Raw genomic sequence first — 14,629 nt, forward strand, 5'->3', positions numbered from 1 at the left:
TGAGAATAACAATGTCAAAAATTACTCTTTAATTTTCTAGCAATATGTATCAATCGTTAAGGAAAAACCGAAGTAATATTGCGATCGCAATTTTTATTTTTTCGTATAAAATCCCTTGCTCTTTACTTGTGAGTTAGGAGTCGGGTTCTAAGAACAACTGGTGAGGGCTGCACCACATTGATCTTCCCTTGTCAACCAACCCTTAACACCTTGATATTCTACCTGCGCCCAATCTCCCTGACAGCCTAACAATTTGACAGCCGTATTAGCAGGAATTCTTCTCAGTTTTTGGCTTTTTTGACTGCTACTAGCATATAAATCCACACCGTTAGTACCGTAGCCCCGCGTTGTTAAGCCTAACTTTGGCACGAATACCCATCCAGTTCCTTGAAAACCATTGCTAGCATTAGTAATCTGCACCCAATTTCCAGCAGCACCAATAACCTGAACTGTTTCCTTAATGGGTATTTGTCCTATGATTACATTATTTGTACTTGCACCACTCCGTACATTTAACCCTTGGGAATCTGTATCGGTGACGTAGGCAAAAATATCGCACTTTTGAGAATCACTTGATTTCGCTAAACTTATTTCACTAGCTATACCAGTATTGAGTATCACACTAATACAACTGAATGCCAATCCGATCGCTAAATTTGATGCTGGCTTTTTCACTTTTTTTGTCATCATTTCTTTAAGTTTCTGGCATCAGTACCCAAGGCTGAAATCTTATTGATATCTCCGAATCTACATAAACTTCAAGACGCGATTTATCGCGTCTCTACATTAAGGTTTTGTTGCTCTATCTAAACTGTATTGAGCTATAGTAGGTTACTTCATATCATAGCCAAACAAATTTGGGTCTACTTCTCCTAACTGCAACTCTGCCAAACCATACTCAGCCCATCGTCTCTCTACCATCGCCGCCACATCTGGGTCAGATTCCAAAGGCGAACCCCATTCATGATTTGTTTCCGGCGGAATCTTTGTAGTTGCATCAATTCCCATCCGTCCACCTAAGCCAATCTTCTCACTGGCAAAATCCAACGTATCAAAAGGTGTATTCGGCAAAATAAACACATCCCGCACTGGGTCAACTTTAGAACTAATCGCCCACACAACTTGACGCGGATCGCGAATATTTATGTCTTTATCCACAACAATTACAAATTTTGTGTATGTAAATTGTGGTAAAGCACTCCAAAACGCTAAAGCTGCTCGTCGCGCTTGTCCCGGATATGCTTTATCAATGGAAATAATCGCTGCTTTGTAACTCAAAGCTTCCATTGGGAGGAAGAAATCGACAATTTCTGATACTTGTTGCCGCAGTATGGGCGTATAAATGCGATTTAGTGCGATCGCCATCATCGCTTCTTCTTTAGGTGGACGACCGCTAAATGTTGTTAAGTAAATCGGATTTTTCCGGTGCGTCATACACTCAAAGCGTACCAACGGCGAATCTTCCACGCCGCCGTAATAACCCATGTGGTCGCCAAAAGGCCCATCTGGTAAAACTTCCCCTGGTGTAATCGTTCCTTCCAAGACAAATTCGGAATCTGCGGGAACTTCCAAATCTACAGTTTTACACTTCGCCAACTGCACACCAGAACCGCCGTAAAGTCCTGCAAACAGCCATTCTGATAAATCTACAGGGATGGGTGTAGCTGCTGCCATAATAATTAGAGGATCTACACCAAGTGCGATCGCAACTTCTAATTTTTTCCCACGTTCCGCTGCTTTTCGCAAATGCCTCGCCCCACCCCGCACCGATAACCAGTGAACCGTCATCGTATTTTTAGATTGCAGTTGCAAGCGATACACACCTACATTTGGAGTACCCGTCTCACAATCCTTGGTAATTACGAGTCCCAGCGTGATAATCTTGCCAGCATCACCAATATAGGGACGTATCAAAGGCAACTTATTTAAATCTAAATCATTACCTTGAAGCACAACTTGCTGACAAGGGGGGAAAAAGTCTCGTCCTGGTTTTGCCTTCACCACATCAAACAGCACTTTCCCAAAATCTATCGCCTGGGAAATCTTCTTCGGCGGTTTTGGCTGTTGCAGCATACTCAATTTTTTCCCCAGAGTTTCCAACTCCTCTGGATGCTGCATATTCATCGCCCAGCAAATCCTTTCCACAGTTCCCATCAAATTCACCGCCACCGGGAAGGAAGCGCCTTTGACGTTTTCAAACAACAATCCTGGCCCACCTTTTTGCAGCATCCGGTTGGAAATCTCAGCAATTTCCAGTTCTGGGTCAACTAAAGCAGAAATTCGCCGTAATTGTCCTCTTTCTTCCAAAATTTTAATGAATCCCCGCAAGTCTCTCGCCATTGTTCTAATAAAGCTGATTATTTAAGAAGTGTGAAGCGCTTTCTTATATTATGGGGCATTGGGGATTGGGCATTGAGGAAGAGGCAAAGAAGAAATTTGTTCAATCATTCTCCCTTGTCTTCCCTCCCTCCCCATTCGGGAAATTGTTGGTTTTAATTCAATACAGTTCAGATATAGCAGTCCTAAATCATTTGTGAAAATTATATATCTCTTTCTTCTTTCTTCCCTTTGCGCCCTTCTCTGACGAGACGCTGCGCGAAAGCGTACTTTGCGGTTCGTTTTCTGATTTATAATTTTTCACGAATCAAATAGGATTGCTATAGAGCAACAAGACTTTTATGTAGAGACGCGATAAATCGCGTCTTGATTTATCTCTTAACCCAAGCCTATTGGGTTTTAATTGGAAATTAACCTATTTAGTAACTTTTCTTAACTGTGTTTTCCGAAGCATTTAGTTATTGTATTTAGGGATATGCAATTATTTTTTACAAATAAGCGCTAACCAATCAAACATGGCCAGAATATACTATACCTTCCTGGCAGGCGGCCTTGTTATATAGTCCCTGCTGGGTTTATTTGTTACAAGCTTTAAGTTTATTTCTAAATTTTCGTGAGTTTGCGTTAGCGTAGATCAACTAAAACATTTTTCCCACATCATTGAACTAAGAATCCTACACTTAAAAGGTGTGAAATATTCAATTAATAATATTGACTTTACCAGTGTCAATATCGTAACAAGCACCAACAATTTTTAGTTTACCTTCACCGAGCAATTTAGCTAAAATAGTTGAGCTTTCCTGCAATTTTTCAGTCTGATACTGAATGTTGGCTATAACTGCATCTTGCATATTATCACCAGTTCGGAACTTTATCCTTTCTACAGATGGTTTAATACCCTCAATAATCAAACCAATTCTGCCAGGAAGTGGTTCGTTTTTGATTGCTTCTGCTACTGCACCGCATCTTCTGTGACCCAAAACCATAATTAACTGCGAACCCAATACTGCTGTAGAATATTCCAGACTACCTATAACCGTGTCACTGACAACATTACCCGCAACTCGCACGACAAATAAATCTCCAAGTCCTTGATCGAAGACAATTTCCGCAGGTACTCTAGAATCTGCACAGCCTAATATGGCAGCGAAGGGATACTGAGCTTTCGCAACTAATCGTAAGCGTTCTAGTGATTGATCGGGATATTGACGTTTTTGATGGATAAATCTTTGATTACCATCAAGCAATCGTTTGATGGCTTCATTCGGACTGATTGAATTAGGGTTAATTGGGTGAATATCAGCAACAGCAGTTTGCTCTGCATTCCAAAAGCTATCACCAAAAGTAGTAGCTGCAATACCTACGACACTGGCGAATTTCAAGAAATTACGTCGCCCAACAAATCCATTAATTCGACTCATCAATCTACCTGACAACAATAAAGCTGTTCTCAAGAAGATATCAGACTTAACTAAAATGCAAGAGTACTTAATTACACGGTTTAAGAGTCATTTAATATTCGGGTGATTGAGAGTGGTTATAATCCAGTCTCCCTTAGCGATGAAAGCAGATGAACAAGCGATAGAAGATAGTCGTTGAAGCCGCTTTATTGCTCCTTATCTAAATTCTAATAATCAATAAGATCGTAATTTTTTTTAAATCTTTCTATGAATAAATTTGAGATAGAGTAGAATTCATAATCCATGAGGTAAAATGGGCTTGTGCCTCGCTGCGGCAACAGAAGCACAACAGTCTTTATAGTTGATTTTAAGACTTAGATTGTGTATTTAACTCACTGAAAATATTCTGTAAATATAGAGATATTATCTTTTAATTTATTAATCAGTATTGAGACGATACATCTAGCTATTTTAGAGGATATTTAAAAAGTATTGGGCGAATAGGATTCGGTAATAAGCTGTTCCACATTTAAATTGCATAATTACGGCGGGCAAGATGCCCACCCCACAAGAGTTATATAAATTTTAGATATGCAAACTAGATGTGGTTTAGCTTTCACAAACTCTCTTCCACTTCCGTAGACTAATACAAAAAAGGGTTTTGCCTGTGTAGCCAAGATTTCCAATTGCCAGTTAATAATAAATTAGACTTTTCAAACATCCTCTAAAAGCGTAAGCGTAGCTCGTTTGGTGTTTGCTTCCTGATTTACTCAGGCACAAAGCTCTGTTCTGACGTTCATTTTCAAAAGTTTGTGGTTGACTGAAATTGGTTCTCTGGCTAATAATGTGTTTTTTCTAGTCAAATTTAAAGTACTTCTATCTAAATTCAGGTTAGGCATCTCTTGCCAGCAGTGGCGGCAGAACCAGTAGGTTTCTTGTAAACGAATGTGACGAAGCATTTGGTTAGAACAGCAAGGGCAGTTTGTCATAGTATTGTTGTTTTATTAAAAAAGTTAAACACAAATAAGTAGTTTGCTCTTGGCTTAACTACCAACAGCTTTAATTTATAAACAGAAAATAAAGAACTAATAAAGAAATGACGGTAGTTAAAAAACTTTAGAAAATATTAACAATTACTTGATTAGCTTAGGGTAGCAAGAACCGCAGGTATCGCTCACTCTCTAAGACAGTCTATTTATACAAGAACGATTACGCCCGTTTGCTTTGGCTTGATAAAGGGCTTGATCTGCTGCCTCAATCAAATCCAAAGGAACCATATTAGATGTCGGAATCACTGTGGCAATTCCGATACTCAAGGTGACGTGGTGCTTCACAGGCGATGCAGCATGGGGAATATTTAGTTGTTGGATAGCTTTATGAATTTCTTGGGCAACGTGAAAAGCCCCATCACTAGGAGTGTTAGGCAAGATAACAACAAACTCTTCTCCGCCATAACGAGCAGCTAAATCCTTAGAACGTTTGACACTTTGTTTGATAGCTTGGGCAATAAAGCGCAAACAATCATCCCCGGTCGCATGACCATAAGTATCGTTATATTGTTTAAAATAATCAATGTCGCATAAAAGTAGTGAGATAAAACCTTGTTCTCGTAAAAGATATTGCCAGACAGAATTAAGCTTAATATCAAAACATCGGCGATTGGCGATTTGAGTTAATTCATCCACCATTACCATATTTTCAAGCTGCTGGTTGGCACGCTGCAATTGTTGATAAAGTTCAGATTGCTGAATAGCGATCGCTACCTGTGTTGCCAATTGCTGAAGCAGTTCGCTTGCCCAAGGTTGCCACTGACGCGGGGCGCTGCAATGATGAGCAACCAAAAGACCCCACAGGCGATCGCCCTCTAAAATTGGTACAACTAGCTTGGCTCTGACTTGCAACTGTTCTAATAACTCTACATGACAAGGGGCAAGTCCGGCGGTGTAGATGTCTGGAGTAACTCTGAGCGTACTTTCTTGATAAGACTGTCCCTGTATTTTGACAAAATAGTTGTCTGTAATTTCCATATTCAAAATCGATTGCCAACCTGCTGCTACAGACTCCGTGACAACCACACCACTCCAATCACGGTTAAAGCGATAGATGATGACGCGATCGGTTTGCAGAAAATGTCTAACTTCAGCAACAGTTGTGTTTAAGATTTCATCTAAGTCTAAAGACCTACGGATATGTTGAGCGATCGCATAAACCATGCGTTCCCGTTCTGTTTGCTGTTGCAGGGCAATTTGTGCTTGTTTGCGGTCTGTGATATCTGTAAATGATGTCACCACCGCAGATGGTTTTGATTCATCGGATTCAAACAGTGGTTGAGAATTGATTGAAATCCAAGTCAAACTGCCATCAGGTTTATGAACTCCCATAATCACATGAAATTGAGGTTTTCCGGTGCGTAAGGTGACTATGGCGGGGTGAGTTTCGCCTGGAAAAGAAGTACCATCTTCATGAATCGCTCGCCATAGCAAAGCGATGGAAGTTCGCCCCATCATTTGATCGGCTGTTAACCCTAAAATTCTTTCGGCACTGTCATTACAGGTGGTAATGCGTCCATCGGCTTGCTGTAGGACAATACCTTCTGCCATCGCTGTAATTACGGAACGATAGCGTTGTTCGCTTTCTCGCAGCGCTTCTTCAATACGCTTGCGTTCAGTAATATCAGTATGAGTTCCTAGCATCCGTAGGGGAAAACCATTCTTGGAGCGACTCGAAACTTGACCCCGATCTAGAATCCACTTATAGGTTCCATTCTTGCACTTAATCCGATATTCACTGACATATTGTTGGGTTTCACCGGACAAATGCTTGCTAATCTCCTCGTAAACCCTCGCTTTATCATCTAAGTAAACCCGCTGTTCCCATTCACTGAGGGTATTTCCAATTTCATGCTCTGCAAACCCTAACATTTCTTTCCATCGTCGGGAAAAAAAGACTTCGTTAGTTTCAGCATTTAAATCCCAAACTCCATCGCCATTTCCTTCCAAGGCATACTGCCATCTTTCTTCACTGGTTTTGAGTGCGGCTTCGATTTGTTTACGAGGAGTGATGTCTTCAAAAATGTATAACCGCCCAAAGTATCGATCCTGAGTATCCCGAATTTGACTGGAAAAGCGGCGAATCGTTCGCCCATCGACAAATAAAATTTCATCCTCAATCGTGCAACGATTTTCTTCAGACTGCAACGGTTTATAGGATTCGACAAATGCCGATGCATCGACAATTGAAGATATGCAATCAGGAATGATGTCATTATTTTTTAAAGCACCCAAACGCATTTGGTCTTCTAGATGTTCTATGCCCCAAATTTTACAGAAGTGGTGATTGAAATAAAGGATTTCATCGGTGTGATTGTCAACAACAAAAAATCCCAGCAAAGAAGTTTCAGTCATGGAACGCAGTAAAGCTTCCCGCCAGCGCAATTCTGATTCTGCACGCTGGTGTTCTTGTAGTGCAGCTTGTTGCTTGGTAATATTCTTTTCGTTGACGAGGATGATGGAGTTACCCGTTACCGGATCGCGGGTGCATCGTATATCCACCCCATGCCATTGAATCCCTTCAGTGGTGAACACCTGAGCCTCTATGCTGAACATCTCACTGAAATTAATCGCTTTCATAGCTTGTTGTCCAACACTCTTGTCAACAAAGTGACTCAGGAAAATATTCTCATCTGACGAGTTAGGGTACAGGGTATCCCGATAACAGCGCAGGGCTGCCGGATTTTGCATCAAAGGTACACCATCCATCGTGTAAAGCGAGATCATTACTGTGGTGTGACGTAGGGCTTCAATTGATCTGAGTGTTTCTCGATCGATCTGATTGATAATTTCTGTTGATCCTTCAACCAGCATCGCCATTCGTCCTTCTTCAATTTGAATTCCAGAAAAGATGCAGCGCAGAGAAATAGGTTTTCCTTCTGGGTAAAATGTCCAGTTTTCAGTGATGGTTTTCCCTTGCTGAAATTCTTGCAAATAGCTTTGCATTCGAGTGTGAGTAAACTGAGAAACATCACTGAAGTTGCGACTGAGCAATTCTTCTCGACTTTCAGCATTCCAAATATGCAGAGCGGATTGATTAGCCCACCACATCTGCAAGTTTTGAATATCATAAATCCAAACTGGAGTTTGTAATCGGTCAAATGCAATCAAGTCTGCAACTGATATATTCTTTGGCAATGCTGTTTTTGTGATAATGGAACCTCTAAAATTCTGATACAGAGTTCTTTTGATTGACTTCAACTTTGGCTGAACTGTCAAATTTTTCAGGTTTTGATTGAGTTGCAGCGTTAGTTGTTGGGAGGATGTAGCCTTTTGCTGATGGCGTTCTGCTTCCCCAAGAGCGATTCCTAACTCTGCGGCTATCAGTTGGAAATACTCAATTTCTAAAGAACTCCATTTACGTGAGCTACTGCACTGGTGAGCAATTACCAAACCCCATAAATGAGGATATGTACTAGAAACTCCATCAAGTTCTTGATTGTTTACTAAAATTGGTACTACTAAATTAGCTCGAATCTGCAAGTCTATTAATAGTTTTTTGTAACAAGGGTCAAGGGTTGTAGTATGAATATCTTCAATAACACCAACGCTTCCATCTTGATATCGCTCTACCCATGTCGCATTGAAGCAAGGATCGTAAATTAATTGCCCTAGAATCGATTTCCATCCATTACTTACAGATTCTTCTGCGATGATTCCATCTCCATCCGGCAAAAAACGATAGATAATGGCGCGATCGCTTTCTAATGTTGTTCTAACTTCGCTGACAATAATCTTGAGAATTTCACTCACTTCAAGTGACTGATGAATTTGATCGGCCAGCATCCTAATTTGAGCGAGGATTTGCTTTAAATCAATTTCAGAACCCGATAGACGATTGAAGAGCATAGTAATAATCTATGTATATGCACTTAGCTAGATGTAAAATTTTTCTCTAGTATTTAATTTTATGCCAAATTACCTAAAACGTTAAGTTAAATTTAAGCTTAAACTTGATATACAGCAGAATTCAGAATGGGCTAAACGCCCCGCTACCGCTAACAGGAGTCAGAATGGGCTGCGCTAACAGAAGTAAAACAGGCTTTATACATGGCTTTGAGACTTAGCTTGTGTACTTCACTTTCCTTGAAATCCGCTGTAGCAATCCAAATTGAAACGTGATAAAATGTATAGGCAAAAAATAATTATCTATAAGTGTTGCAGCGATTTTATTTATTACTAATAATTTAAGATTGCTATTATTAGTAATAACTATTCTTGTTTAATTTTTTAGTCAAGTAAAATTCCAACCCAGCAATTGAGCAACTTGAGCCGGGAGGGTAACTGGATTAAAGGGTTTAAGAATTACACCTGCAACTTGATACTGTCGCAAAATTTGCGAATCCAACCATCGCGCTTTCGCACTGAGCAACACTACAGGAATAGCTTGAGTTTCTGGATGACTTCTTAGTTTATTCATAAACTCAAAACTAGCCAGATCGCGGATTGAGATATCTAATACAATCGCATCAGGAGTATGGTGTACTGCATTCTGCAATCCTTCTAATGGAGAATCTGCTGTCACCACATTCCAACCAGCTAAATCTTGGAGGCAAAATTTTACTGTCTCACGGACATGCAGTTCATCATCAATGAGCAATATCGTTTTGCCGATTATATTTACCTCCTCTAGCATGTTCATTTGATTTCATATACCTTTCTTAGTTACAGATAAAAATCTTTTATCTGTAATCAAAAAAAATACATTACAAAAATAAAAAACTAATAAAGATATAGATTTTGTTACCAAACTTCACTATTAATCGTTCCACCCCAGAATCTCACTAACTTCGTTGCAAATAGAGGTGGGTTCAAAAGGTTTGGTGATAATCCCGGCAATTCCCATCTGCGCAAAACGGGCGCGATCGCTTCCTTGGACTTTCGCTGTTAATAGAATCACTGGAATCCCTTGGGTTGCTGAATTTGCCTGAAGTTTTTCGTAGACTGCAAAGCCATCCATGTCAGGCATAGAGACATCAAGTAGAATGGCATCAATGGTTTCTGTCTGGGCGATTTTTAGTCCTTCTGACCCTGATACAGCAGTCAGGGTGTCCCATCCTCCCAAGTCTTCTAAACAAGCTTGTACTAATTCGCGGATTCGTTCTTCATCATCCACAATTAAAAATTTTTTAGTCATTTGTCATTTGTCATTTGTCATTTATTATTCTCCCCTGCTCCTCGGTCACTGAGCATTGGTCATTGAGCGTAGCCGAAATGAGCCGTTCGCGCAGCGTCTCGCAGAGAAGTGCTGCCCCCCTGCCTAATTTCCCGGCAATGGTAGAGTGAAGAAAAACGTGCTGCCAGCACCAAGAGTACTTTCAGCCCAGATTTGCCCACCGTGCCGATCAATAATACTACGACAGATAGCCAATCCCAAGCCTGTGCCGCCTTTGGTGCGAGAATCAGAGGCATCTACTTGCTGAAATCTTCCAAAGATTGCTTCTAACTTATCTGCTGGAATACCTCGGCCTTGATCCGTTATTTGGAATAGTACGCGGTCTGTTTGCTGTTGGACACTGAGAGTAATAGTAGAATCGGCAGGTGAGAATTTAATTGCATTACCTAACAAATTGGTGAGTGTTTGCACAATAGCATCAGCAGCCGCCCAAACTTGAGCATTGGTAGGGTGGATCTGAAAAGTAATATTTTGCTGATTAGCGATCGCTTGCACTACGGCTACTGCTTGTTGAATTAAATCAGCCGCATTGCAGGTGGTTTTTTCTAAGACAGCTCGATCCGATTCTAAGCGTTCCAAATCGAGAATATCGTTAACAAGACGCACTAAGCGATCGCTATCGATGGCTGCAATCTCAATCATCCGCTTAAATTTGTCTGGTTTTTTGTCGTAGATACCAGTTTGTAGTAAGCCTAGTGCTGCACGAATTGCAGTTAAGGGAGTGCGGAGTTCATGACTAACGATGCCAATAAACTCACTCTTGATCAAATTAATCTGTTCTAGTTCAGTGATATCTTCGGCAATCCCAGCAATCCGAACTAACTCGCCGAGTTCATTTTTGATCGGAAATGCGCGATCGCGAATCCAACGAATTGAACCATCAGGGCGAATAATGCGATATTTGTTATCATAGTGCCCTGTTCTGAACTTTTCAATGAATTCAATTTCGACCCGCTGACGATCTTCTGGGTGAATTGCATCTAACCAATTTGAATGGTTATGATACAAGTTTTCACAACTGTTTTGCCAGATCGTTTCATAGGCATTACTCACGTATAGAACTTGTTGATTGCGAATATCTTTGATCCAAAATATTGCTTGGATGTTTTCTGCCATCTGACGAAACTTTTCTTGGCTCTCGCGTAAAGCTTCTTCGATGCCTTTGCGCTCAGTGATATCTTGGTGAACCGCAACCAGAACGTCGCCGTAATCGGGATGCCTGAATACAGAAGCCGTCACACTACACCAAAATGGCGTACCATCTTTTTTAAGATTCTGGGCTTCATAGGTAGCTTCTGTATTTTGTAAAACGGTAGACAGAGTGGCTTGATTTACATTTTCATTAGTTACCGATCTGGTGACATAGTTGATAATCGAAACGTGTTGGCCGTTGAGTTCACCAGAGTCATAGCCAAACATCTGCTCAAATTTCGGATTGGCATAGACAATGATTGCATTATCAATTCTCACCAAGCAAATGCCTTCCCCCATATTTCGGGTGATTACAGCCTGAAGCTCCAGCATTTGCGCTTGTTCTAAAAGTGTGAGTTGAGTTTGTTGCTGCTCTATCACTGTTTTTCGCAGACGATCGTTCGTTTCTGTCAGTTGGGCAGTGCGTTCTTGCACCCGTTGCTCAAGTTCGGTATTCAGTTGTTGTAGGTCAATTTCTGCCTGTTTGCGCTCTGTTAGTTCTGTCTGTAACTGTTTGAACAAATCTGCTTGCTGGATAGCAATGCCTACCTGCGCTCCTAATTGCCGCAACAGAGCAATTTCTGAAGATTGCCACTCACGAGGAGCCTTACATTGATGAGCAGCTAATAATCCCCACAATTCATCTCCCAAGGAAACGGGAACGACCAGATTTGCCCTCACCTGGAGACTTTCTAAAAATGCAACGTGACAGGGACTAATTCCAGCAGTATAAATATCAGTTTTCGCAGTGACTAAGCCTTGTTTAAAGGGTTCGACGTTCTCTTCACCAATGCAAGGGTCATGAATTTGGAGTGGTAAAAGAGCCATCCATTCTGGTGCAACAGACTCAACAATAATCGTTCCACCCCAACCTGGATAAAATTGGAAGATAGTGACGCGATCGCACTCCAGAAATTGCCGCACTTCATCGACAGTAGTTTGCAAGATATCTTGTAAATTTAGCGATCGCCGGATACGCTGGGTCATCTCCATCACTAAGCGCTGTTGCTCAAATTGCTGTTGCAGCGTTTCTTGTGCTTGTTTGCGCTCGTTAAGAGCCATCCGCAGTTGTTCGGCATTTTCTTGAGACAATTGTTGATTGAGTTGTTGAATCTTCCGTCTGCTGTACTGAAGATTGCTAGTGATTAGGTTAATCACCAAGGCAACCAGTAAAAAGATACTTAGCCGCAATAATTTTTCTGGTTGACCGAGCCAGATTTGGGATCGCGGATGCATCAATAAATAATCAATTGCTACTGTCGAAAGGACAAGTGTAACGATCCCTGGCCGAAAGCCACCATACCAAGTACTGACAATAATAGCTATATAGAAAAAAGCACCAATGGTTCGGGAAATAAGCGGTTCTAACCAGAGTGACAGCAGCAGGGCGATCGCAGCTGAACCAATAGCCACACTGTAGGCTAATAATTGCTGATAATTTCTCATCATGCTTTACTTCTCCCTGCCTGAGAGCGCCAACGCGTTCTTTGAATGCGGCTCAGTACCCGTGTCACAAGTTCTGGCCCTAGCACTGGCTTGCTGATAAAATCATCGGCTCCGGCAGCAAAAGCTTGCTGAAGAAATTCTGCTTCGGTATGGGCTGTAACTACTAAAATCGGTAAATCTCCCCACTGGACATCCTGGCGCACGACTTTGCACAACTCTAACCCGTTCACTATCGGCATTTCTAAATCTAGCACCACCAAATCAGGAGATGTTGCAATCAGCACCTTCCAAAATTGTTGTGATTGGGAGAGGGTGATTACTTCCAGCCCCCAAGGAGTTAACAACGCCGATAATCCAGCCAGTATTACAGGGTCATCGTCTACGATTAAAACTTTGGCTTCGGAAGTTTTCGGTTGAGGTAAGACACGAGCGATCGCTTGAAAAATCTCCTCGGTTGTCGCCGGTTTATGCAAAAATTGTCTAGCTCCTAAACGCGATACTTTCAGTCGATCTGCTAGGGTATCTCGTCCGGTAAAAACAATTACTGGGATATTTGGCGATCGCTCTACGATCTCGCTCAATAATATTAATCCGTCTTCCTCTATTTCTGTAAAACTCAAATCCAGTAAAACAGCGTCAGGATTTGCTAGCGAAAAAAGCGATCGGGCGGTTGCTAAGTTTGGTGCAACCTTCATCCTGATTCCCCATGAATCGGCTTCTGCCTGCAACTGCTGTGTCAGCATAGTATCATTATCGATTACTAACAGCCGATGAGTTTGCTTCATCGGGACGTTTGGAGCAGTGGAAGTGACAGCAGGCTTGGTTAACTCTTGCTGTAATGCTGTTACCAGTTGCGAGAAATTAGAGATTTGCTCTGGAGATAGGGAGGAATTTTCAAGCAGCAAATGTTCTATTTTCCGTCCGAGCCGGGAACCCTCTGGATAACCGAACGACCCCATTGAACCTGCTAGCTTATGGGCTTCACGCAATGCCCTCTGCTGTAAATCTTCATGTAAATTCCCTGCCAAGAGTGCGGTTTTTGCTTGCTCCAGCACTGCAACCTGTCCAACAAAGGAATTACGAAATCGCTCCAGCACCCGATTTACAGAAGTCATATCTTTGGGGCTGGGTTTTTTCTTGCCATCTTGATTCTTTTCCCCAACAGAGATGGAGCAACTAGGTGGAGGCTTGATGCGATAGCCCATACCATATACCGTTTCTAGAAATTCTTCTGCTATACCTGCTGTTTTCAGTTTCTTTCGCAAGTCTTTAATATGAGTCGTAACTGCATTTTCAGTCGGTGCATCCCCAAATCCCCAAAGCCGATCTAGAATTACTGCACGACTAAAGATCCGGTCTGGGTTTTGCAAAAACAACTCTAGCAATTTGTATTCTGTGGCTGTGAGGAGAATTTCCTGCTCATTACAAGTTACTCTGCCGGCACTTGGATCTAAAGAGAGATTTCCCCAGGTTAATGTGGATGATGAGATCGCCCCATTGCGTCGTAATAAAGAGCGAATTCTGGCTAGTAATGCTTCTGGGTCGAAGGGTTTTATGACGTAATCATCTGCTCCGGCATCTAACCCCGCCACAATATCTGCATTAGAATTTTTCCCTGTTAACAACAGAATAGATTTACAGTAGCCTTGCGATCGCAGTTGCCGACACAAGGTAATCCCATCCAGTTTCGGAATTAGCCAGTCCAGCAAAATCAACTCATATTCAGTCGATAGCGCTAGTTCTAATCCCGCTTGTCCATTGCTTGCGATGTCGATAGTATAACGATTTGCACTCAACAACTCGAAGAGTGCTGTACTCAGTAATACGTCATCCTCTACCAACAAAATTTTCATAAGTCGTATCAAAAGAAGATGCTTATGGCATCTTCGCGATCGCAGGATACACCCTCTGCGTGGTCAAACTTTTGTATAATTTTAATATATTGTTACAAACAACACAACAAGTTAATTTATATTTTGTAATCTGACATATTTCTTTGCAAACCTTAATAGATAAAGTAGTATTTCCCT

Annotated in this window: 8 protein-coding genes; all 8 read right to left on the bottom strand. The window is 41.5% G+C overall.

Features of this window, described 5'->3' with window-relative positions:
* Positions 1-147 precede the first annotated feature (147 nt).
* Positions 148-687 (bottom strand): SH3 domain-containing protein, encoded by a 540-nt coding sequence (locus tag RMX69_RS16470; RefSeq protein ID WP_322638094.1) that lies wholly within the window; start codon positions 685-687, stop codon positions 148-150.
* 144 nt (positions 688-831) lie between these two features.
* A complete protein-coding gene (locus tag RMX69_RS16475) occupies positions 832-2,340 on the bottom strand; it encodes a UbiD family decarboxylase (protein ID WP_322638080.1) in 1,509 nt (502 codons plus the stop codon).
* A 695-nt stretch (positions 2,341-3,035) separates the two neighbouring features.
* Positions 3,036-3,758, bottom strand: a complete 723-nt coding sequence (locus tag RMX69_RS16480; protein ID WP_289796077.1) for a carbonic anhydrase — start codon at positions 3,756-3,758, stop codon at positions 3,036-3,038.
* Between the two features lie 1,160 nt (positions 3,759-4,918).
* The gene (locus RMX69_RS16485; protein ID WP_322638081.1) at positions 4,919-8,635 is read right to left on the bottom strand and encodes a diguanylate cyclase domain-containing protein; all 3,717 of its coding nucleotides are present in this window, start codon (positions 8,633-8,635) and stop codon (positions 4,919-4,921) included.
* Positions 8,636-9,020: 385 nt separating this feature from the next.
* Positions 9,021-9,428: a response regulator gene (locus RMX69_RS16490; RefSeq protein ID WP_289796080.1), complete on the bottom strand. Its 408-nt coding sequence runs from the start codon at positions 9,426-9,428 to the stop codon at positions 9,021-9,023.
* A gap of 117 nt (positions 9,429-9,545) precedes the next feature.
* Positions 9,546-9,923, bottom strand: coding sequence for a response regulator (locus RMX69_RS16495; RefSeq protein WP_289796081.1), 378 nt, complete (start codon positions 9,921-9,923; stop codon positions 9,546-9,548).
* Positions 9,924-10,046: 123 nt separating this feature from the next.
* On the bottom strand, positions 10,047-12,602 hold the full coding sequence (locus tag RMX69_RS16500) for an ATP-binding protein (protein ID WP_322638083.1): 2,556 nt from the start codon (positions 12,600-12,602) through the stop codon (positions 10,047-10,049).
* Positions 12,599-14,452 (bottom strand): response regulator, encoded by a 1,854-nt coding sequence (locus RMX69_RS16505; protein ID WP_322638084.1) that lies wholly within the window; start codon positions 14,450-14,452, stop codon positions 12,599-12,601. Before RMX69_RS16505 ends, RMX69_RS16500 begins: the two co-directional genes overlap by 4 nt.
* Positions 14,453-14,629: the final 177 nt, after the last annotated feature.

The sequence above is a fragment of the Nostoc sp. EspVER01 genome (assembly GCF_034530635.1).
In the GTDB taxonomy this organism is placed as follows: Bacteria; Cyanobacteriota; Cyanobacteriia; order Cyanobacteriales; family Nostocaceae; genus Nostoc.